The following is a 23,024-nucleotide window of genomic DNA, read 5'->3' as shown; positions in this document are numbered from 1 at the left end:
GAACCAAGTAGCACATTCGTACTACTTGGTTCTTTTTTAAGCTTGCTCCTCAAAACGTCTTGCAATTTCCACAATAACTTGAACGGCTTTTTCCATAGTATCTACCGAAACATACTCAAATTTACCGTGATAGTTTTCACCACCAGTGAAAATATTCGGCGTCGGTAATCCCATATATGATAATTGTGATCCATCTGTGCCTCCGCGAATCGGATGAATATTTGGTTCAATGTCTAAACTTTTCATTGCTTCATATGCAATATCAACAATTTCTCTTACCGGTTCAATTTTTTCAAGCATGTTATAGTATTGATCATTCATTTCTAAAACGACTGCATCTTCGCCATATTTTTCTTGCATAGTCTTCACAATATTTTTAACGTTATTTTTACGTGCCTCAAAATTTTCACGATCAAAGTCTCGAATAATATAATACGCTTTACTTTGCTCAACATCACCATTTAAAGAAAGTAAATGATAGAATCCTTCATAGCCTTCTGTATATTCTGGCGCCTCTTCTACTGGTAAATACCCATTAAACTCCATAGCAAGTTTAGTAGCATTGCGCATTTTATTTTTCGCTGTTCCAGGATGTGTATTCGTTCCGTTAAACGTTAACTTAGCACCTGCAGCATTAAAACTTTCATACTCTAAACCACCTAATGGACCTCCATCCATCGTATAAGCGAATGATGCACCAAACGCTTCTACATCAAAATGCGCTGGCCCACGACCAATTTCTTCATCCGGTGTAAATGCTACTCTTATTTTCCCGTGCTTAATTTGCGGATTATGTATTAAATGGTTCATTGCAACCATAATTTCGGTAAGACCAGCTTTATCATCTGCTCCTAGCAGTGTTGTACCATCAGTTGTAATAATCGTATGTCCTTTATATGATGGTAATTCTGGGAACTGCTCTGGTGTTAACACAACATTTAGCTCTTCATTTAACGTAATTGCATTACCATCAAAATTTTCATGAATTTGTGGTTTGACGTTTTTCCCTGTAAAGTCTGTTGCCGTATCTAAATGGGCTAAAAATCCGATTACAGGAACATCCTTGTCCGTATTAGCTGGAAGTGTTGCCATTACATAGCCATTATCATCCATCGTTACTTCTGTTAAACCAATTTCTTTTAGCTCTTCCACTAATAACTTACCAAACTCAATTTGTCCTGGTGTTGTTGGTACTGTATGACTTTCTTCATTTGATTGCGTATCAATTTTTACATATCTCGTAAATCTTTCAATAAGTTCTTGTTTCAAGTTCATTCACTCCCTTTTATGTTTCTCCCTCCATTATAATCCTTAAAACGAAATATTTTAACTTTTTTGACTGTGAAGATGTATATTTCATTTACATTGTTAACACTTTTAAACGAATGATAAAAAGACATAATATTTGTACATTAAAACTGTAACAGGTAACATACATAATTATAAAATATGGGAGGTTGTAAAGATGAGGCTAACTCTCTTTCGCTATTTTCTTTTTTTCTTAGGATTAATTTTCTTTGGCCTTGGAAACGCTCTTGCAGTCAAAGTTAAATTTCTCGGCTTGCACCCTTGGGAAGTTTTAAATATGGCTCTCTACCAAAAGTTTGGATGGACCATCGGTACGTGGAGTGTCATATGTGGGTTATGTCTCGTTCTAATATCTTTACTAGTAGATCGAAAATATATAAATGTGGGGACATTTTTGAATGCACTACTTATCGGTCCCATTATGGACTTTTTCTTACAATCAAACATGCTTCCAGACGCTAGTAATTATTTATGGATAAACTTACTCATTTTATTTTCTGGTATTGCCATTACAGGTATCGGGGGAGGTATGTACGTTGCGGCTGGGATTGGCGCTGGACCCCGTGATGGATTCATGCTTACTATTTCAGACAAAACAGGACTTTCTATTAGCCGTGCTAGAATCATAGTAGAATGTATTGTACTAGTTATTGGATTTATGCTAGGAGGTCCTGTTTTCATCGTAACTTTTCTGTACACCTTTATTCAAAGTCCAATCTTTCAGCAATCATTTAAGATGTTTCAAACACTTTTACATACTTTACATGGCAAAAAGAAAATTAGCGAACATATTTAAAGTACAGCTTAATACAAATAAATCCACCCTATTTACGACTCTCATCGCAAATAGGGTGTTTCTGTTTTTATCTCGCAATTTAAGAATATATACTACTCATTTACAATAAAAGTATATACATCATCATAAATACAGCCATTTACTTTAATCACATACTTCCCAGGTTTATTAAAACTAATTGTGTATTTATTTAACTGAATTGCTTCTTTATCTCCAGAAAGAATATCAATGCTTCTGCCACTTAATACATACAATTCATTTAGATTCATCGTTACATCAATTGTATTGAAATTTTCCACTTTCACTTGCTGTGCTTCCGCAACGCTTACACTAGGTTCTAAAAACAGTAGTCCACTTAATCCAATCGTCCCCGCTAAAGCAACTCCCGCAAACTTTTTAATCTGTTTCATTACAATGACCTCCTTATAGATTTTGCGTAAAGGTGATGTCCCCCTTACACCACAAAGCCTATATGTAATGAAATGAAAAGTAAACGGGGACTGTAAGACAAAATTCTACATCTTTTTCTCCTATTGAATATAAATCCAACGTTTGCAGTTTTGACACATTTAAAATTGTTTCTCTAAACCAATTCCCCCATAATTTATACAAATACTGAATAATTACTTATTGATTTAACATTCTAAAAATAGTTGATAAAGATGCTTTCTATTCAAAAAAAAGATTTTGCTATAAAAGTAACTTTTACAACAAAATCCATGCAACTAATTTTATTCCGCTTTCCATAATCTCTTTACATTCATTAATTGTTCTTCTTTAAACTCCATCTTATATATATCCGGTTTTGACGTATTCATTAAAAATTCAAAACCATATTGTTTATCAAAATAGTTCATCATTAATGTCATGACAAGCCCATGTGTACCAATTACAATTTTGCATCCTCGAAAATCCATTAAGATTTCTTTTAATACTTTCACTACTCTTCTCTGGCAATCTGCATATGACTCTCCTTCCGTTCGTGCAAAGTCCGGATTAGAGAACATCTTCTGTACAAGTGGATACACCTCTTTGTCTGATATAACCTGATCCTCACTTGAAAACATACACTCTTTAAGATTTTCATATACTACTATTTCTTTTTCATGGAAATTAGCTGACTCCTCTATCGTTAGCATAGCCCGATTATAAGGACTGGAAATAAAAGTATCAATCCTCTCCGATTTTAATATGTCAGTTACTCCACGGGCATCCATATGTCCCCTCTCAGTTAATCCACGCATTCTTTCATTTCCTTCTAGTTTTGGTGATTCACCATGTCTAACCATATAAATATATGTGCTCATAATTTCTCCTTAAAATTTTTTATAAAGTGAAACTTTAATCAGCCCTCACTAATCGGGCTGCCCGGCAAATAGCGAGATAAGTTAATAAATCACGTTCATTTATCCCATTTCAACACTTAGGGGTAATACTAAAATACTTTATAAACTGTGCTAATTTGTTCGTCTAATCCATTCTCCTACTAAACTCTCAAATAATTCAGGCTGCTCAATTTGTAAATTATGCCCTGCCATATCTAACACTGCTAATGTTGCCCTTGGATATTCTTCAATAATTTCTATAATATTTTGATAACCTACTGATATATCTTGTCTTCCAGTCAGTAAAAGAACGGGATTTTCATATTTTTCATGCTGAAAATCCATAGTAAGAGAGTAATTCTTTTGCAACCTTTCAATAAATTCATAATTAGCAACATCTAACCCAGGCTTAATTTCTTCTTTAAATCGCTTATATGTATATTCATTTGCTATTACAGCTAACTCACAAAACTCCTCTCTGTCTGCGGAAGTGAGCGTATTTAAAAATTCCTGATCTTGTACAATTACCTGTTTATCTGGAAGAATCCTTTTTTCTGGCTCCGCTACAACAACAGGACATACTAATAATAATCCGCTAACTCTCTCAAACATCTTTGTAAGTATACCTTTGGCTAAATAGCCTCCATATGATTCTCCTACCAATAAAAATTTTTCAGTACAAATGATTTCCTCAATAAATGTGATAAGCACTTCTACTATACAATCTGAACTATTTATCCAATTTGGAGCATTCGATTTTCCCATTCCGGGTAAATCAATATATATTCGCTTATAACCTTCATATTTCTGAAATACTGATTCCATACATTTCATCATTAACCTATGGTCAGGGGCGCAGCCATGTATGATAATGACCGGTTTACCCTCTCCCACAATTTCATAGTATATTTCTGCATCTTTAATTCGATATATCATAAAAAACCTCCCTATTTAGCGGCAATACTATCCACTCTGTAAGAATACACGTTCTTATTTTATATCCTTTCTCGAAATTTTCACAAATGTTAATTTTCAGATCAAAAATAAAAAGCTCACAAAAAAAAGATACTCATTATTTTATATGCAATTTTGCATCTCCACTTACAAATCACTAAAAAAACTTTACAATTCAAAGGATGACTAAATATACAATTTCTATTTAAAGTCTTGATACAGTCTATACTATCAATCGCAATATTTTTCAACCTTAAGAATACTTACACTCTTTAACACTTTCCTTATAAACATGATTTTTATAAGGAAATCTGATACAATTCTTAAATAATATTATTATGTATAGATATAACGAACATAGTGCATAATTAAAGAAGGTGATTTCATTGAAATTAAATAAAAATTTACAATTATGTATATTAATCGGAACATTAATATGCTATTCAATCTATTTTATGTTTTTCTATCTGTTCCCTACTCATTTTTCAAATTCAGATGTACGCTTCGCTTCACTTGTCGTTGAAGCCATTACATTTGTATCACTAATTTACTCTATATATTCTAAAAAAGTCAGTTCAAATCCGTTTTGGATATGTATTACAATAGCAATTGGTAGTTTTTTATTAGGGAAAATAGTATATACATATCAAGATAGCTTCTTCGAAATTCCAATACATCGTTTTACGGTTTCTGATGTATTTTACATGTTTTTTCTATTTTTCTGTCTTATCGCTTTCTCCTATAAAATCTTAAAGGAATGCAATAAATGGGAAAAAGCGTTCTTTATTTGTGATATATGCATAGTGCTTACTTCCATATTTACATTAGAATGGTATTTATTTAATCAACCAAATTTAAATATATTCGCTCTTTCACTAGGAGATGTTTTCCTTTCATTTTTATATCCAATTGCAGATTTATTATTTCTACTGCTAGGTGTTAGTCTCTTTTTCCGTCCAACAATTTTTAATTCCAAACGGAAAATTTATATATTTATTTTTGTATTAATAAGTTCTGCAACTTTTAACTATATTTATTTTTACTTAAATAACCACTTATCAACAGAAACAATAACATTATTACGTCTTTTATATAGAATACCTATATTACTTATTGCAATAGCTGGCTCTATTTCAGAAGATCATAATAGCCATAAAAATTATTTCATTGTAAACCCTATAATAGGAAAAAAAGCTTTAGTTGTATTTCCCTATCTTGCTGTTGCAATACTAATCGGGTTTACATTAAAAGAACAAACATCATCTTCAACTCTCATTACAGGGAATTGTATTACTTTTATTTTCGTACTCATTCGTCATTCTATCGTACGTATGCAAAACAATTCCTTAACAAAACGTTTGCAGGCATTTAATGCCCAACTAGAAGAAAAAGTTACTGTACGGACGTCTGATTTAGTTCATAAATCAGAGGCTCTTTCTCAAAAACAACAAAAGTTTAAATCATTATATGAATATCATCCTGACCCTATTTTCACCATTGATTTAAATGGAACATTCTTAAATGTAAATAAGGCTGGGAGTGTACTACTTGGGGCACCAACGGATGAGTTACTAGGCGAAACTTGTTTTTCGATCATTTTAGATGAAGATAAGCATAAGCTAGCATTGGCATTAGAAAAAGTGAAACAACAAGAATCGGCATTCTTACAACTTAGTTCTCAATATAAAGATGGCTTTACTTATTTTTTATACGTTACAATCATTCCTATTATAATAGACGGACAAATTTCAGGAAGCTATATTATGGTGAAAGATATTACTGTACTAAAAAAACAGCAAGAAGAAATAAAATATTTAGCATTCCATGACACTGTAACGAAAATTGGGAACCGTGCCTTTTTCCATAAGAAATTAAAGAGAGTTATAAAAAATGCTAAAATAACAGAAAGCGAGTTTGCATTATTATATTTAGATTTAGATCGCTTTAAAGCAATTAACGATACACTTGGACATTCGTCAGGAGATTACATATTAGAAGAAGTAGCAAAGCGATTCCAATCATGTCTTCCATCACATACTCATCTTTCAAGAATCGGTGGCGATGAATTTACAATCATAATTGAAAACTATACTGACGAAGATTACTTATTCCAATTATGTAACCAATTATTTGAATGCATGAAAAAATCATTTATCATACATGAGCATAAATTAACTTTATCACTGAGTATCGGTATCGCTATTTATCCACATTCCGGAATCGATACCGCTACACTTCTGAAAAACGCTAATGTTGCAATGTATGATGCAAAAGCAAAAGAGCTTAATTCTGTATCTATTTATGACGATGTAATCGCTAAAAAAATTGAAAGACGATTACGATTAGAAAAAGATTTACCAAACGCACTACAAAATGAAGAATTGTTCCTTTTGTATCAACCTCAAGTTGATAGTGAATCTAATAAAATTATCGGTGCAGAAGCTTTAATTAGGTGGAATCATCCTGAATTAGGTATTATTTCTCCATACGAGTTTATTCCGATTGCAGAAGAAACACTACAAATTATTTCAATAGGAAAATGGACATTAGAGCAGGCTTGTAAGCAAATGAAACGTTGGCACGCACTCGGATATTCACATTTAAAAATAGGTGTAAATTTATCTGCTAAAGAATTTGAACAAGAGGATTTTGTAAAATCTATTTCTTCTACTTTAACAAATACAGGTTTACCAGCAAGCTCTCTTGATCTTGAATTAACAGAGCGAATTGCAATGATGGATGAGCGAGAAACATTGATAAAACTGCGTACACTAAAAAGTTTAGGGATTCACATTTCTATCGACGATTTTGGTACAGGTTATTCTTCGCTAGCCTACTTACCTTTGTATCCAATTGATACGTTAAAAATCCCGAGAGAATTTATTACAATGTCTGAAACATGTGATGATGGAATGGAAATTATTAAAACGATCATCACATTAGCAAATACATTAGGAATGTCTGTCATTGCTGAAGGTGTAGAAACGAAAGAGCACGTAAATTTCCTTCAAAAAAATAAATGTCAGTTTATTCAAGGTTATTATTACAGTAAACCTATTCATATTCATGCATTTACTGAGCTATTAGAAAACGGCATTCACCCATAGTACATAACTAATTAGAATAAATAATAATGAATTTGAACAAATATAGTAAAAAGGAAAGAAGATACCTTCTTTCCTTTTTACTATTTATATTTCTATTAATTCACCACTCCATTTATTATATCTATTAATTGATGAATCCCCTCATCATTTGTTTTCTTATACCCATTCATGTTTTGAATATATTTCTCCTTATTTATATACAACTTATTTACTGCATGTATAAATGTATTCGTACTTACTCTGTCTTGGAGTATAACTTCCGCATATCCTTGCCGTGAAAAATATTCAGCATTTAAAACTTGATCTCCCCTACTGGAACTGTTAGTTAACGGGATAAGCAACATCGGTTTCTTCAAAAATAACAATTCAGAAATAGCAGTAGAACCCGCTCTAGAAACTACAACACTTGCCATATTTAGTATATGCGGCAACTCGTCGCCTATATATTCAAATTGCATATACCCCTCCATGCCAATAGATGGGTCTACCTTTCCTTTACCACATATATGAATAATATTAAAATTTAATAGTATTGTATCTAAACATTCCCTTACCATATCATTTATCCACTTAGCACCTTGACTCCCACCCATAATTAATAATACTGGTTTATCTTGCTGAAATTCACAATATCTTCTTCCTCGTAATACGTTACCCTTCTCAATTTCTTCCCTTACAATTGGTCCTACATAAACCTTCTTCTCATTACTTACATTTTCTCCTGTCTGAGGAAATGTTGTGCATAGCTTTGTAGCAAAAGGTAATGCTATTTTATTGGCAAGTCCTAATGTGCTATCTGGTTCACGTATAATTATAGGCACACGATTTAACCATGCTCCTATAGCTACAGGAACTGAAACAAATCCTCCTGCTGAAAAGATAACGTCAGGCTTTGTTTTCTTAATTAATTTATAACTTTGTAAACAACCTCGTATAATTTTAAAAGGATCTTTAAAATTTTCCCAATCCCAATATCTCCTAAGCTTGCCCGTTGAAACACTATTGTATTTAACATTTTGCACTAATGATTTTTCAATTCCATTTTTTGATCCAATATACTCGACTCTCCAGCCTTTCTCTATAAATTTAGGAATTAATACAATATTAATCATAACGTGTCCGGCTGTACCGCCCCCAGTAAAAAGAATCGTTTTGCTCATAACTTATACCCACCTTTATTATTAAAAATCTAGCTATCTCTTTACCTTTTAAATGTAAATAAACTTATTATTTTTTATATAAATCTTTAACTCCACCTCTATATCTTGTAAAAGATCTTTAATGAGTTCATAAAAATCATTTCCATACTCACTACACTCGTATTGAGCAAAGATTTGAATCACATATCTAGTTTCCGTCTCTAATGCTGACTTTATTTGATTAACCCTTTTTTCTTCTACATACGCTTGATATTTATGTATTGCCTCATAAAGACGCAATACATGCGCTTCTTCATCTCTCCAATCCAACGTATCAACAATTGAAAGAAATAGCGTATTTTGATTATCTATTATTTCATAATCATTCATATATTTCTTACACCCTTTTTTGTTTTTCATTGCATGGAGATGTCACTACACTTCGCATACTCAAGTACATCTTTTAATGATTGATGAAATTCAATTTCTGGGATCCAACCTAACCTTTTTATCTCCTCTATTGCTAAACTCTCATTTGAGTCGCTCCCATTTTTCTCTGTTTCCTCTATAAAAAAATTTAGCTGTGTTAATTCTTTATATTGTTCTAGTACATTTAATAAAGATCGTTTTACTCCTGATCCGATATTATATTGTTTTCCATTTATTCCATCTCGTAATAACACATGATACGCTTTAATCGCATCACGTACATCTAGAAAATCTCTACTATCTTTCAAACTGTTTACTTCAATAATGGCTTTACTTCTACCTGATTCTATATCTATCATTTTCTTTGCGAGAATCGAACAAATGCCATTCGATTCCCCTGGACCAATTAAGTTTGAGGGCTTTGCAATGATAATATTTGAATCCATTAATCCTCCCCAAGCCTCTGCAATAATGACTTGCATCGTTTTACTTAAACTATATGGATTTGAAATTTTTATTTCGTTCATACTATCTGCTTGCAAAGCAGATCCTATAACTAATGTTCTACAATGTGAGGCTTCTTGCTTAATTGCTTCTAATAAATATAACGTTCCTATTACATTAATCTCTATATATTCAAGAGCAGCTGTCCAAGATTCTATAACCGAATTCCTTCCTGCTAAATGCAATACGTAGTCTGGCTTTATTTGTTTCATTACCTTCATTACTTCGCTCTTATTAGTTAAATTACAAGTAATACCATTTCTAATTTTTTCTCTATGTGCACGATTTTGAAACATAGGAATTACATGAAAGCCCTGCTCTAAAAAATATTGGCAAGCATGGCGTCCTGTGAAACCATTTGCACCAGTTATTAAAAGGCTCGCATTTTTTTTCATCGCAAAAACCCTCCTTTTAATAGCATTTGTTTCACCTCATGTTTTGCAAGCAAGTCTTGTTGAGAACTAAAACTCTTCACATCCACTAGCGGATAGCTAGAATAATATTCTTGAAGTCCTTCGATAGGAATCGTCGGTAGTACCACAAAATAATTTTGATCAAAGCTTATACTTGTGTTACTCTCTACCTCAGATAGAAGCATTTCACTTAATTTTTCACCCGGTCTTATCCCTACCTCTTTCACCTTAATGTTTTCTTTTTTTGAATCTTCAATTAATATTTCTGCTAAATCTGTTATTTTACATGCCGGCATTTTCATAACAAAGATTTCCCCGCCTCTACCTTGATATACTGCTTTAAATAACAATCCAACAGCATCTTCAACTGTTAAGAAAAATCTAGTCATATTCGCATCGGTAATCCCTACTTGTGAAGATCTTTTAATTTGTTGTTTAAAAAGCGGTACTACACTTCCACTCGTTCCTAAAACATTTCCACCACGAACACAAATGAATTTTGTTTTCTTCGTTTGTATATTCGCATGAACCATTAATTTTTCACCAATTGCTTTTGTCATCCCATACGTATTTGATGGATCAGCTGCTTTATCCGTTGAAACATATATAACTTTTTCAACTTGCGTCTGTGTAGAGGCTTCAATTACATTTTGCGTACCATGTATGTTAGTTTTTATAGCTTCATAAGGATAATACTCACATACTGGAACGTGTTTTAAAGCTGCAAGATGGAATACATAATGTACACCTTGGCATGCATAGACTAGTTGATCTTTATCACGAATATCTCCAATAATAAATTTTAGCCTATCATCATTTATAAACTGTTGCTGCATTTCAAACTGGACCGTTTCATTTCTTGAAAAAACTCTAATTTCTTTCGGTGATTTTTCTAATAGTTGTTTTATAAGTTCATGCCCCCACGAACCTGTACCACCAGTAATTAAAATTATTTTATTTAACATTCCTTTTCCTCCTACGAAACATCTCAATTTAAATAATATTTATTGAATTATTTTCAATTGATTCAAATCATAATCGTCGTTTGTTACATTTAATTGACAAAATAAAAAAAACAGAAACTATTAAACTTAGTTTCTGTTTTTCATTTCACCTCACAACAGTAAGATTTTTTATACTGTTTGCATGATAAATAAATTCCTTGTAAAAAAACACCGCTCATTTATTTCTTATACTCGTAATAAAATAAATAGAATGATTCATAGCCAATAATCATGTTTAAATTTATGAAAAAGGGAGGTAACGGAATGGACCGAAACAATTCATATCATACATATAACGGACCTTCCAAAGCACTGCCTCTCTCCCTATTCGATGTAAAAAATGAATTGAAACAAAAAAGCAAACTTATTTCTTCTGATACCATGTATAAATTAACGAAAGAAGAGCAACTCATCATCAACAAAATAAAAATACAAACAGAACAGCTAAATAAAAATAATGTTACAAGAACACGCGCATACTACCAATTTTACATTCAATATCCAGAAATACATTGGGCACTGCTTGGGCATATGGTATCACGTAACGGCGGTTGGAATATGACTGATTTAAAGGGCGATTTATATACGAGAATTTTATCAGAGAAAGATCAATTCATATTTTTTTCTTTTTTAGAAAGAGGGAATTGGCTTATTTTCCAAGATGTATACCCTCAATTTTTACTTTACGAACAAAGTGTAAAGAGATCACAAAAGTTATTTCACCTTCTCCCTCACCTAAATGTTTCTACATTTATGGAAACGATGTGGAACGATTTTTGGAAAACAGGCAACAAAAAAACATTAGCGATTGCAACTATTGTTAATGAACAAAACTACTTAGAAAAAAGAGTGATTCAAAATGTACAATTTAAAAAGACTGTACTAAATAGTATTGGATTTAAACTCTTTGATTTCTTTCAGTTTAATCATATCCTTTTCCCATTCTACGAAAATGATAAAAAACAAAAAGTATTACTATTTGGTGATACAATGAAACATTTCACTTCCTTACATGAACGAATATTAATTGGAAAAAGATTGTATTCATTATTATTTCGAGATACACATGTTTTATCTCAAATAATAAGCTGGGCCCAACATCATCCGCATACAGGATCAAGGAAAGATTACTGGCCCCATTTATTTTCAAGTGTAAATGAATCTTTTTCCCGTGAGTTTTATAAGCGCCGAATAAAGAAATGCCAGTTGCGAAGTGGCGCTTATCGTATATACAGTCCTTCACTCATCTATGCATGGCGAGATATGAAGCATGAAGAAGTTGACAGTGAAGATTGGTTTACCGATTGGCAAGTTGTAAATTACTTAGTTGATAAGGAGGAAAATATAAATGGACAAATTACAGAAGACTACTGCAAAACACTTGAAAAAATTGAACTCGCAATTCTCGCAAAGAAAAATGTCCTCCTCCGAGAAGAAGAATGAGTTTCTAGCATTAGTAGTTACAATCTTTCTCTCTTCTATTATTGGAACTTTTTTAGATGCTTTTTTTGTTCATAAACAAATATATTCCTTTCTAGCTAGGCCCTTCTCATCCACATTTTCGGTTAATATAGCTTTTACATTATTCGTACTGCCGATTTTAACAGTTATCTTTATACACATTTCAAAAAAATTATCTAAAGTTTCTAGAATTCTATTTATTATTTCAATCGGTATTTGCGCTAGCCTTTTTGAACAGATTGCTGAAAGTTTAGGTTTATTTGTACATAGTGCGAATTGGAACCATACATATTCTTTATTTGGTTATATGATTTTTCATTCTTTTATTTGGAACGTATATAATTGGATAAAAAAATAAAGAGACCATTATAGGTCCCTTCTTAAGCATACTCTTCCGTTATTGCTAATGGTGCCAATGTTTGAAGGCTTTTAGAGCGTAAACGATAGGCAACGACTTTCTTCTTATATTGCTTAATGACATCAACATGTTCCTCATAGCTATATAGAGAAAATCTAATCTCTTTATTCCCTTTCTTCGTATCAATGACTATTGGTGTCCCTTCTCCGTGCGGCGGGAAATAATGTTTATCTAAAAACAAAGCCTCATTAAATTCATGAATAACTTGTAGTTTCATTTCTCCCTCTAAATTTTTTCCATCTATCGATATAGAAGTATTTTCCGCCTCAAGCTTTTGATGCAATTCAAATTTACTAATAATTGATTCTACAACAGAAGTGGGCATGCTAGAAACTAATACTTTAATAGCTCCAAAAACAAATAATGTAACTATAAACCATGTTGTCATTGTTATCATCTCCATTACATTTAAAAAATAAATTTCGTTCCATACGGTATTAGAATACTAATGAGTATTCCAGTTACAATCATCGTTACCGAACCAATAGTCGCTTCTTTCTCGCCTTCCTTCACTAAACGGCTCACACCAATAATATGTGATGCACAGCCCATTCCAACTCCTTTTCCAATCGTACTTGTTATACTGAAAAGCTTAAGTACTCTTGGTCCGATAATAGCACCTGTTATTCCTGCAACAACTACAAAACTAGAAGTCATAGATGGCATACCACCAATTTGATCCGCTAATGATAGGGCAATAGGCATCGTTGCTAACTGTGGTAAAGTAGTTAATATAAGTTCCTTATCTATATTTAAAATTCCGCCAATCACTACATTCATACTCGTTACAGCCACTATACCTATCACTACTCCAATAAGTATCGATAAAAAATTTTTCATAAGTATCTTTCGCTCTTTAAATAGAGGTATGGCTAATGCTACAATTGCAGGGCTCAATAAGCTTGAAAGAATGTCTCCTCCATTTTCCCTATACTCATGATGAGAAATACCAAAAATGAAAAATAAACAAATCATAATTGCCGTAACTGTTAACACCGGTAACGTAAATGCAAACGTAAATTTTTTATATAGCTTTGTCGCCAAGAAATAAATTGCTACAGTAATAATAATTAAGACCATTTGAATCGTGCACCTTGTCGATTTTATTTTTTTGTTGTTATTAATAATTGACTTATATACCCTGAAACAATCAAAGTTACTACAGTACTTGCAACTACTAAAAGGAATATAATACTCCCCTTACTTAAAAGAAAAGACCCGTATTCCATCAGCCCTGTTGTCGAAGGGATTAAAAATAACGGTAAAAATACGATTAACTTTTCCGCACCTAACTCAAACCATTTTAACGGTAAAATGCGAGTGGAAAGGAGCAGGAACAGCATTAACATCCCTATTAAACTTCCCGGTATTGATAGATGGAATATTTCCTGAATCCACGTACCCACTAAGCTAAATATATATAGCACGCCTACTTGAAGTAAAAGCATCACGTACTTCATTTCTTTCCCTCATTTCACTATCACACATCCATATTATGAAATTTCATTTAGCGTGTCAGCAAACCGTTTAATTCCAAGTTGAATTTGTTCTATATTCGCTCTACCAAACGTAAATCGTATATATTCATTTTTCGAACCTAAAACACTGCCCGGAACAAATGCGACACCATTCCGTATAGATTCACCTAATAAGTGATATTCATCAAACTTTCCTTTCACTTTACACCATACATGTATTCCACCCTCTGGCACGAAACATTCAACTCGGTCTCCCAATGTTCCTTCAAGCTCTGCAATTAATTCATCTCTTCTTTGCTTCAATTGTCCACGAAGTATCGTAATATGTGTATGAAAATCCTTTGATTCTAAAAATTGATTTGCTACCCACTGCGTAAATACACTATGGCCAAAATCAACTTGTTGCTTTGCATCTGCTAAACGCTCAATTACGCGTGTAGGACCAATTATCCATCCAATACGTAATCCTGATGCAACAATTTTTGATAATGAACTTATATAAAGAACATTTCCATTTTGGTCCATTGATTTTAATGTCGGGTTCACTTCTCCATTAAAAGAAATTAAACTATACGGATCATCTTCTACAATTGGTATACCGAACTCAGAAGACAGTTCTAAAATCTTTTTACGTCTCGCTAATGAAAGCACAGTACCTGTTGGATTTTGATAATCTGGATTCAAAAAGACCATACGAATACGATGCTTTTTGTGCAAATCGATTAAGTCATCTGGATTCATTCCATGCTCATCAACAGGTAAATGAAATATGTTTAAACCGGCCGATTTAAACATTGGAAGTGAAAAACAATATGAAGGATCTTCAATCGCAATCGCATCGCCAGGTTTTAATAAACATTGAACGATAAGATTAAGCGCCTGTTGTGCTCCAGACGTAATAAGAATAGAGCTTGAATCTGCTTCAATTTGTTTATATTGCTGAACATGTGCTGCAATTGTTTTTCTCAACATCTCATTTCCAAGTGGATGGTCATAGCCGAGATTTTCCATAAATGTTTTCTCCGCCAAAATTGTTCGAAATCTATCACTCGGAATTAATTCTGGTGACAGTTCACCACTCGCTAAATTAATTAAATCATCTTTTTGTGTTTCCGTTCGAATTTGTTGAACGAGTGGTACGTTAGGTAAGAACGATCCATCCTCCACGTACCTACCCCAGTTCGGTATTCGTTTATGTGAGACACCCCATATGTCTGTATTAACCCGTGTTCCGCTTCCCTTTTGCCGTTCTACTACTCCAAGTGATTTTAATTCTTCATACGCAGCTACTATTGTACTCCGGTTCACCTGTAATTCCTTTGCCAATATACGCTCAGAAGGTAACTTACTATCAGAAGGAAATTCACCTGAAGAAATGCCTCTTTCAATATAATCAGCAATTTGTTTATATACAGGTGTCTTATCTGCACGATTTGGTTTCCATTCCATCTAGTTTCCTCCTTTCAAAACGAACTATCCTCATTTTTTACTAACAGTATTCACCGTAAAAATAGTATTAATTAGTCACATTTTCTTATCCGTAAATGGATATATCCAAAATGGTTCTCTTTCTGATTACTCAATAGCTTCTGAAATTTCAACTTCATACTCTCATTTCACTTCTTTTACAAACTATTAAATCATTACCGCATACCATGTTACCCCGGCCAGTAGAACAAAAAGAAGAAGAATATAGATTGCAGATAAGTTTTTCACATTTCTTTTTGTAGACTTACCGTAATTCTCCTCCACGTTTCTTGCAACTAGTACAGTCCCAAATAGCGATACAATTACAATAATAACGACTAGTGAAATTGCAAAACTCATTGTCTTTTCACCTCTCTAAGACCCATCTATTTTAATTAAAGAACTTACATAAAAACCTTCCTCTTTAAAACGTTGATAACATACTACCTTTCTTCTCTTATCATAATAGATGTTTGCAAAAAGCGGACCAACCACTTTCGTGTTTTTTTGCTCATCCACTTAAAAAATAAAAAGCAACTGATCACTTAGGACCAGTTGCTTTTTTCACACGATAATTTTTCATTTAAAATTAATTCGATTTAAAAGTTTCGCCTTTTCATAATGAAACATCGACTGAGATAACTCAAAAATTGTTCCATTTACAAGATACACTGTATTTTCAATAAGAAGCGCCGGATCACCTTCATTTAATTCTAAAAGCTGTGTATTTTCTTTATTTACTTTTTCACAACTAATAACTTTATCAGCAAAACCAATATTTAATCGTAAATCTTCAATGAAATAACTGTATACAGAGCTTAATGCTATTTCTTCGTTCAAATATGGAATAATATCCTTTTTGAAATAACTTACTTCAATAGAGAATGGTTTAGCATCTACAATTCTTAAGCGCTTCAAAAAATACAACCTAGTTCCAGCTTCGCATTGCATCCGCTTTGCTATCTCTTCGTCCGCATCTATTACTTCAAGCTCTAACACTTTCGTTTCAATATTTTGTGAAACAAGATTTTTCGTTAATCCACGTAAACTTCCTAAATTAATGTAATCTGTTACAGAAGTTTCGCGTAAAAACATGCCACTACCTTGCACTTGAAAAATATAACCTCTATTCACAAGCTGACTAATTACTTTACGTATCGTATTACGGCTTACTTCAAATCGATTCATCAACGCTTCTTCTGTAGGTAGTTTTTTCGTTTCATTAAAAAGCCCATCTCGAATGTTTTGCTCTAACACATCTGCAATTTGTTTATACTTTGCACTCATACACTTTCTCCTAAAATACTCTTTTATCTGTTATAACTCTTCCCCTCTCGTTTCGATCACACGTTTATACCAATGAAACGAAAGTTTCTTCTTACGTTTTAAGTTATCATTATGATCGACAAAAATAAAGCCATATTGCTTTTTATATCCATTTAACCAACTTAAAAGATCAATCACTGACCATGCATAATAACCTTTTAAGTTAATTCCCTCTTCAATTGCACGCTTCATTACTTTTAAATGCGCTTCAATAAATTTAATTCTCGGAACATCTACAATTTCTCCGTCAATGATTGGATCTTCATCACCAAGTCCATTTTCCGTTACATACATCTTTATGTCACCGTAACGCGCTTTCAACATATGCAATCCCTCTAAGAAACCTTCGGGAGATATTTCCCATCCCCATTTTGTATATGTTTTATCATCCATTTTAACTGTTCGATAAAAACCATCAAAAGAAGGGTTACCTGGAGCAAGCGTTGAGTTTTCTCGAGAATGTTCCTCACTCTTTATATCCATATCGTATCTTTCTACTCGTATTGGTTGATAATAATTCAAGCCAATAAAATCATTTTCTTCTGCATTTTGTTTAATGATTTCTAATTCTTCAACCGTCCAATTAGGAGTCCATCCTTTTTCCTTTAATTGTTGTACAACATAAGACGGATACTCGCCTTTTAAAATTGGATCATAATACCAATACGTTTCATATTCATTCGCATGATTTGCTGCTCGTATATTTTCTTTTTGATTATCCACACTATAAGCGGGTAAGAAAACATGTGTAATCCCAATCTCACCATATTGTTTCAGCTGCTTGTACACCGCAACTGTTTTCGCATGTGCATAAAATACATAATGAGTCACTTGAAAATACTTTGGAACATCATTTTGGATTCCTGGTGGATGTGCACCTTTTAAATAACCTAATCCACAAAACATTACTGTCTCATTAAAAGTAATCCAATGCTTAACTCTGTCACCAAATGCCTTAAAACAAGTTTCTGCATATTTTACGAAAGCCTCTGCTGTTCTTTTATTCGTCCATCCACCATCTTTTTCTAACGGTAATGGTAAATCCCAATGATATAAAGTGACAAACGGCACAATCCCGTATTTTAAACATTCATCAATTAAGTTGTTATAAAATTCAATCCCTTTTTCATTTACCTTTCCATCTCCAGTCGGCAATATTCTCGCCCAAGAAATAGAAAAACGATACGATTCTAATCCCATCTCAGCCATTAAGCGAACATCTTCCTTATATCGATGATAATGATCAACAGCTACATCACCATTTGTTCCATTGTATGTTTTGCCAGGAATTTTTGAAAACTCGTCCCAATTCGTAACACCTTTTCCATCTTCATTCCATGCACCTTCTACTTGATAAGAAGCTGAAGCAGCTCCGAATAAAAAATCATGTGGAAACTTCATAGTATATACCTCCATTTCATTACAACAAATCAAATTCATTCACATATATAAAATTTATAGGTACAAATTTTATATTTATGATTATATCTTATGTTTTTATTTTTTTCTATTATAAAAGTACAATTTCTATTGTTGGTTATTGGAAAAGAAAAAGAAGCGATATATTTTATCGCTTCTTACTCTCATCATCTTTATTCTTTTATTAATGACTTATTCGCTCTTATAACTTCTTGATACAATAATGGTGACCACTTTTCATTTATGTAGTCTTGAATTACCCAGCCTACTCTTGTAGGATTCTTTTGTTTTATATCGTTTGCAATTTCAGGATTTATATAAGAAGCGTAGTAATATGGACTATTCCATGCTGTACCACCAGAAGACAAGCTTGTAAAATTAATATATAGATGATTTAAATCCTCGCTATTGTTCATCGTTTCATCCATCGTATCTTTAATAGATTTTACTTTCTCATCATAATTCACTTTATATTTATCTTGTACTGTTACATTTACATTTTGGTTTACAGTTGTGGTAAACGTCTCATTATCTGGCCAATAAAAATTATTATATCCTCCAGATTCATTACTACCACTATATCTTTTTAGTAGTACAATTTTCCCACGAGCATCTCCAAGTTTTATATTTCCTTCTGTTTTTAAAAAGATAGGATCAACAAAATAATTTTTTTCAAACGTACTACTAAATGAACCTTCTGCCCCTTTCATATCCTCATACTCTTTTTTTAAAGACATAATAATTGTTTCACTCGGGTTATCTTTTAAAAATTGTTTCGCTTCATTTATGAATTCATGCAATGTTACGTAAAGATATAATGGCCCATGATGAAGAACTATCGTATTATCATCTGTTAAACGTCCTCTTATATCAAAAATGCGAGCTCCATGGTCCATTTGATAGCGAAAATCATATTCTTGCGTCATTCCCCACACTTGCTTAATCGGATTTTGCAACTTGAACGTCCCACTATCGTGTGTTCCTGGAATTGAAATTCGTGCTAACGGGATATTATCAGGTATAGGTTGCATCCATTTTGACCAATTTTCAAGCTCATTAACAGAGCTAGCTGCAACTACTCTCTTATCATGTAAAGCAAATACAAATGTGATAAATATTGTACTACATATGAATAATTTCAAAATTAACTTCTTATTGCTCATTATTATCCCTCACTTTTTCTGTTTTTACATCAAACTTATTGAATATAATATAAGCTAGTTCATAAAAAATAAATAACATTTCATCAATATGAAATATTGCATAGAAGTAAAGTTAAAAAATCATTCACATATACTAAATTAGAAAAATTTAAAGGAACTTCATCTGAAGTTCCTTTTGCTTATTTTATGTTCAATACATATAAACCATCTTTATTCTCATATTTATAGACGTATAAATAATATTTCCCTGGCTTTGCATTATAAGTTCCTTTAACTACATTTCCTTCATTTTCACCATATGCTACATAGTTATTTAAATCTGATTCATGATGAAGTACCCATGTCATTCCGATATTTTGTTCATTTAGTAGAGAAATATTAATATTTTCCGGTGAATGAATTTGGAAAGTAAATACATCTACTCTATCACTATTATGTAGCGTTCCTTTCACCGGTGTATGAAAGTTAACTTTATTTGCCTGTCTAGGCTCATTGTTTGGTTCATTTTCTGTTACTTGTAACTCATTCCCACCGTTTGGTTTTCTTTGTTCATAACCTAAGTTTACTAGTATAGACTTCAAATCTGGTAAAACACCAATTTTATCTGCATATGGATCTTTAGATTTTGTTCCTGTGCTCTGGTTGCTTAATATTGCTCTTAGTTCACTTGGTCTATATGGTTGTCCTAAATTTTCTTTAGCAATGCTTTGTACTAAAGTCACTGCCCCAGCAATAATTGGCGAAGCACTAGATGTTCCGCTAAAGCTTGAAGTATAAAGATTTACAGCACTTCTACTTTGCTCGGCTGTAGTTGTATCTACATTTTCTCCCCATCCGTACACATCAATACGGCTTCCATAATTCGAAAACCACATACGTTCATGAGGGAAAGATGAAGAGCCAGCTCCTACCATAATTGCACCCGAATCTTTAAAATCTTTACTATTACGATTTAAGACTTGCTTACCCTTTCTATCTTTGAACTGATCTAAATCATTCCACCCATTTGCTCCAGCCTCTATAATTACAATTCCCTTATCTGTACCAGCACGAATTGCATCAAAAATATCTGGTTGTACTTCAACAGGTAAATATTTATCACCATATCCATCAAAGGATGCTTGCGCCTCTAATAATAAAACATCCCCAGCTTCTAACTGATTTACAGCGCTTAATATTGCATCAGCCGTATTATACTGTCCATTATCTCTTATTTGAGAGATAACCTTTGCTTTCGCTTTTGGCGCAATCCCAATATTCCCGACTTCATTGTCCTCAGAAGATACAATTCCTAGTACAGACGTCCCATGACCGACATGCTGATTTATATTTCTTCCAGACATTAATTCAATATTTTGATGTAATAAATCCTCATGATTTAATAGCCATCCGTATTCCATATCAACAAAAGTAATACCATTTCCATTACCGCCTTGAATTCCCCAGGCGAAAGGCGCATTAATACCGTATGGGGCTGCTTCAAGATAACCTTGTTTTTTAAATCTAGGATTGTTATTAGGATTAAGAGCTACACTTGATGATTGCACTTCAGGTGGCATTATTTTCTCTTGTTTCTTCATATACGCATCTTCTATTAAAGAAGATGCCTTTAACTTATCTACTATTTCTTCTTCATACCCACTATTTTGATTTTGAAGAATATAGTAGTTTAATAGACTTGTAGATACATGATTAGGTGCTTTCACTTCAAGGTTTTGTATTTGTTCCGGGCTTACAGATGTGAATAAACGAGTAAATGTTACATCTGGATATTCTGTCAAAAGATCTTTTATTACTTTATCATTCGTTTGAGATTGTATTTGTTTTTCAATACCATCTTCATATGGCAAATCCAAATCCGCTTTAAATTTTACAATGATTTGCTTATCTGTTTCTTGTTCTATCCCTAATTTACTCTGCTGTTCTATAGAATCAGCATATACACTATTGATAGTGCCTCCTGTTCCTAAAAGTGTTGTAATGATTACAGTTGACGCACACATTTTTTGAAATATTTTCATTACATCAATCCTCCTATTAATAATTATTAATCATTATATTAATCTATAATGATTAATTCTATAACGTATTCCCTTTCTACTAAATAGATTATAGTAATCAGAAATATGAACTTCAATGTATTTTCATATGCAATATTTCATATTCTGACTCTACACTAAACGAATATGAAACTTATAGTGATTATTTATTTTATATGTGCTAATATACTTACATTAATATATTACGCATATACACATTTCAAACTACATTACTTAATCGTTTCACCTTAATTTTTTCTTAGGAGGATTTACAATGAAATTACTAAAAATAAAACATATAATTCCTTTATCTGCGGCCGCAATTACATTCGTATGTAGTCAAAGTACAGCTGAAGCTTCTACCATTCATACAGTAAAAAAGAACGATACACTTTGGGGCATTAGTAAACAATACGGAGTTTCAATACAATCCATTAAACAGGCTAATAATAAAGGAAACGATAAAACCTTTATTGGCGAACAGTTACATATTCCGGGATCCGTGAAATCAAATGAAATCACTGTTCCTCAAAACGCCAAGCCTGCGAACATTTCTGAACAAATTATTTATCAAGTACAACCGGGAGATTCATTAGAAACGATAGCAAAGCGTTACAATGTCACTGTCCAATCTATAAAACAAATTAACAATACAGTCGGAAACAAGCTTTATACAGGACAACATTTAAAAATCAACTCAAGTATTTCACAAAAAGAAAAAGACTTAATGGCACGCTTAGTTACCGCTGAAGCAGGTGGCGAATCCTATAAAGGAAAAGTAGCAGTAGCCAAAGTTATACTAAATCGTGTAAATGCAAAAGGTTTTCCAAATACAATAACAGGCGTTATTTATGAACCTATTAAATACGGATATGCATTTACTCCTGTTACAGATGGAAGAATTAATCAACCTGCAAGTGCAGAAGCAAAAATGGCTGTAGAAGAGGCTATCTCCACAAATGGAGTAGATTCAGACTGGATTTATTTCTACAATCCAAAAACATCAACGGACAGGTGGATTACGACACGTCAAACAGTAGCAGTAATTGGTAATCATGTGTTTGCTAAATAAGATTTAAAATCATTAACAGACCTCTTCACTTAAAAGGTCTGTTTTTTTCTATGTAAGATGTTATTAATCATATGACATAGTTATTTTTTAAACTGTTTCTTCTTTCAAATAAAAATTTTTGTATTTACTCCACCACTCGTAGAAATTAATAAAGCATCAAGTTCAAAAACTCCCACTTTATTAATAAAAGCTATTTCTTAAC

22 protein-coding genes are annotated in these 23,024 nt (G+C 32.6%); 5 read left to right on the top strand and 17 right to left on the bottom strand.

Annotation, left to right across the window (positions count from 1 at the left end; all coding sequences use genetic code 11):
• Window positions 1–36: 36 nt before the first annotated feature.
• Window positions 37–1,269: a peptidase T gene (pepT, locus tag AC1Q8L_RS13840; protein WP_000807014.1), complete on the bottom strand. Its 1,233-nt coding sequence runs from the start codon at window positions 1,267–1,269 to the stop codon at window positions 37–39.
• 196 nt (window positions 1,270–1,465) lie between these two features.
• On the opposite strand from pepT, the gene AC1Q8L_RS13835 reads away from it, so the two are divergent.
• Window positions 1,466–2,104 carry a YczE/YyaS/YitT family protein gene (locus tag AC1Q8L_RS13835; RefSeq protein WP_001241256.1) on the top strand — a complete coding sequence of 213 codons (639 nt, stop codon included), beginning with the start codon at window positions 1,466–1,468 and terminating at the stop codon, window positions 2,102–2,104.
• A 92-nt stretch (window positions 2,105–2,196) separates the two neighbouring features.
• On the opposite strand, the gene AC1Q8L_RS13830 is transcribed toward AC1Q8L_RS13835, so the two are convergent.
• The 3 genes from AC1Q8L_RS13830 to AC1Q8L_RS13820 form a co-directional block, all read right to left on the bottom strand.
• Window positions 2,197–2,514, bottom strand: coding sequence for a hypothetical protein (locus tag AC1Q8L_RS13830; protein ID WP_000809495.1), 318 nt, complete (start codon window positions 2,512–2,514; stop codon window positions 2,197–2,199).
• A 321-nt stretch (window positions 2,515–2,835) separates the two neighbouring features.
• Window positions 2,836–3,411: a histidine phosphatase family protein gene (locus tag AC1Q8L_RS13825; RefSeq protein ID WP_000109174.1), complete on the bottom strand. Its 576-nt coding sequence runs from the start codon at window positions 3,409–3,411 to the stop codon at window positions 2,836–2,838.
• A gap of 150 nt (window positions 3,412–3,561) precedes the next feature.
• Window positions 3,562–4,365, bottom strand: coding sequence for an alpha/beta fold hydrolase (locus AC1Q8L_RS13820; RefSeq protein ID WP_000640326.1), 804 nt, complete (start codon window positions 4,363–4,365; stop codon window positions 3,562–3,564).
• Between the two features lie 404 nt (window positions 4,366–4,769).
• Between AC1Q8L_RS13820 and AC1Q8L_RS13815 the strand changes: the two genes are divergently transcribed.
• Complete coding sequence (locus AC1Q8L_RS13815) at window positions 4,770–7,490, top strand: bifunctional diguanylate cyclase/phosphodiesterase (RefSeq protein ID WP_142317962.1); 2,721 nt, start codon at window positions 4,770–4,772, stop codon at window positions 7,488–7,490.
• A 95-nt stretch (window positions 7,491–7,585) separates the two neighbouring features.
• Here AC1Q8L_RS13815 and murG read toward each other — a convergent pair whose 3' ends face one another.
• Genes murG through AC1Q8L_RS13795 form a run of 4 tightly spaced genes read right to left on the bottom strand, consistent with a single transcriptional unit; the run spans window position 7,586 to window position 10,940 of the window.
• The gene (gene murG, locus AC1Q8L_RS13810) at window positions 7,586–8,650 is read right to left on the bottom strand and encodes an undecaprenyldiphospho-muramoylpentapeptide beta-N-acetylglucosaminyltransferase (RefSeq protein ID WP_000047555.1); all 1,065 of its coding nucleotides are present in this window, start codon (window positions 8,648–8,650) and stop codon (window positions 7,586–7,588) included.
• 48 nt (window positions 8,651–8,698) lie between these two features.
• Complete coding sequence (locus AC1Q8L_RS13805; protein ID WP_002094117.1) at window positions 8,699–9,049, bottom strand: DUF6572 domain-containing protein; 351 nt, start codon at window positions 9,047–9,049, stop codon at window positions 8,699–8,701.
• The gene (locus AC1Q8L_RS13800) at window positions 9,046–9,957 is read right to left on the bottom strand and encodes an SDR family oxidoreductase (RefSeq protein WP_098311691.1); all 912 of its coding nucleotides are present in this window, start codon (window positions 9,955–9,957) and stop codon (window positions 9,046–9,048) included. Before AC1Q8L_RS13800 ends, AC1Q8L_RS13805 begins: the two co-directional genes overlap by 4 nt.
• Window positions 9,954–10,940 carry a UDP-N-acetylglucosamine 4,6-dehydratase family protein gene (locus AC1Q8L_RS13795; RefSeq protein WP_025118431.1) on the bottom strand — a complete coding sequence of 329 codons (987 nt, stop codon included), beginning with the start codon at window positions 10,938–10,940 and terminating at the stop codon, window positions 9,954–9,956. The genes AC1Q8L_RS13800 and AC1Q8L_RS13795 overlap by 4 nt, the downstream gene beginning before the upstream one ends.
• A 303-nt stretch (window positions 10,941–11,243) precedes the next feature.
• On the opposite strand from AC1Q8L_RS13795, the gene AC1Q8L_RS13790 reads away from it, so the two are divergent.
• Together AC1Q8L_RS13790 and AC1Q8L_RS13785 are read left to right on the top strand one after the other, a co-directional pair.
• Window positions 11,244–12,422, top strand: coding sequence for a DUF2515 domain-containing protein (locus tag AC1Q8L_RS13790; RefSeq protein WP_000375776.1), 1,179 nt, complete (start codon window positions 11,244–11,246; stop codon window positions 12,420–12,422).
• The gene (locus AC1Q8L_RS13785; protein WP_142317966.1) at window positions 12,397–12,798 is read left to right on the top strand and encodes a CBO0543 family protein; all 402 of its coding nucleotides are present in this window, start codon (window positions 12,397–12,399) and stop codon (window positions 12,796–12,798) included. Before AC1Q8L_RS13790 ends, AC1Q8L_RS13785 begins: the two co-directional genes overlap by 26 nt.
• Window positions 12,799–12,820: 22 nt before the next feature.
• On the opposite strand, the gene AC1Q8L_RS13780 is transcribed toward AC1Q8L_RS13785, so the two are convergent.
• The 9 genes from AC1Q8L_RS13780 to AC1Q8L_RS13740 form a co-directional block, all read right to left on the bottom strand.
• Window positions 12,821–13,246 carry a YfmQ family protein gene (locus tag AC1Q8L_RS13780; protein ID WP_000214635.1) on the bottom strand — a complete coding sequence of 142 codons (426 nt, stop codon included), beginning with the start codon at window positions 13,244–13,246 and terminating at the stop codon, window positions 12,821–12,823.
• Window positions 13,247–13,266: 20 nt separating this feature from the next.
• Window positions 13,267–13,938 carry an LrgB family protein gene (locus tag AC1Q8L_RS13775; protein WP_000242941.1) on the bottom strand — a complete coding sequence of 224 codons (672 nt, stop codon included), beginning with the start codon at window positions 13,936–13,938 and terminating at the stop codon, window positions 13,267–13,269.
• A 23-nt stretch (window positions 13,939–13,961) separates the two neighbouring features.
• Window positions 13,962–14,318, bottom strand: coding sequence for a CidA/LrgA family holin-like protein (locus AC1Q8L_RS13770; protein WP_000878380.1), 357 nt, complete (start codon window positions 14,316–14,318; stop codon window positions 13,962–13,964).
• A 33-nt stretch (window positions 14,319–14,351) separates the two neighbouring features.
• On the bottom strand, window positions 14,352–15,785 hold the full coding sequence (gene pdxR / locus AC1Q8L_RS13765; RefSeq protein WP_000454956.1) for a MocR-like pyridoxine biosynthesis transcription factor PdxR: 1,434 nt from the start codon (window positions 15,783–15,785) through the stop codon (window positions 14,352–14,354).
• A 186-nt stretch (window positions 15,786–15,971) separates the two neighbouring features.
• Window positions 15,972–16,163 (bottom strand): hypothetical protein, encoded by a 192-nt coding sequence (locus AC1Q8L_RS13760; RefSeq protein ID WP_000006458.1) that lies wholly within the window; start codon window positions 16,161–16,163, stop codon window positions 15,972–15,974.
• Window positions 16,164–16,382: 219 nt separating this feature from the next.
• The gene (locus tag AC1Q8L_RS13755) at window positions 16,383–17,090 is read right to left on the bottom strand and encodes a GntR family transcriptional regulator (RefSeq protein ID WP_001274914.1); all 708 of its coding nucleotides are present in this window, start codon (window positions 17,088–17,090) and stop codon (window positions 16,383–16,385) included.
• A 30-nt stretch (window positions 17,091–17,120) separates the two neighbouring features.
• The gene (locus tag AC1Q8L_RS13750) at window positions 17,121–18,530 is read right to left on the bottom strand and encodes a glycoside hydrolase family 1 protein (protein ID WP_000671632.1); all 1,410 of its coding nucleotides are present in this window, start codon (window positions 18,528–18,530) and stop codon (window positions 17,121–17,123) included.
• A 191-nt stretch (window positions 18,531–18,721) separates the two neighbouring features.
• The gene (gene plcA, locus AC1Q8L_RS13745; RefSeq protein ID WP_000066296.1) at window positions 18,722–19,711 is read right to left on the bottom strand and encodes a phosphatidylinositol diacylglycerol-lyase; all 990 of its coding nucleotides are present in this window, start codon (window positions 19,709–19,711) and stop codon (window positions 18,722–18,724) included.
• 179 nt (window positions 19,712–19,890) lie between these two features.
• On the bottom strand, window positions 19,891–21,732 hold the full coding sequence (locus tag AC1Q8L_RS13740; protein WP_000689199.1) for a S8 family peptidase: 1,842 nt from the start codon (window positions 21,730–21,732) through the stop codon (window positions 19,891–19,893).
• Window positions 21,733–22,024: 292 nt separating this feature from the next.
• Between AC1Q8L_RS13740 and AC1Q8L_RS13735 the strand changes: the two genes are divergently transcribed.
• Window positions 22,025–22,822 carry a cell wall hydrolase gene (locus AC1Q8L_RS13735; protein WP_000771004.1) on the top strand — a complete coding sequence of 266 codons (798 nt, stop codon included), beginning with the start codon at window positions 22,025–22,027 and terminating at the stop codon, window positions 22,820–22,822.
• Window positions 22,823–23,024 lie beyond the last annotated feature (202 nt).

Source organism: Bacillus sp. GW823-FHT06A11, assembly GCF_058795355.1.
The sequence above is the reverse complement of the archived record's forward strand: the minus strand, read 5'-3'. Positions and strand labels throughout refer to the sequence as shown.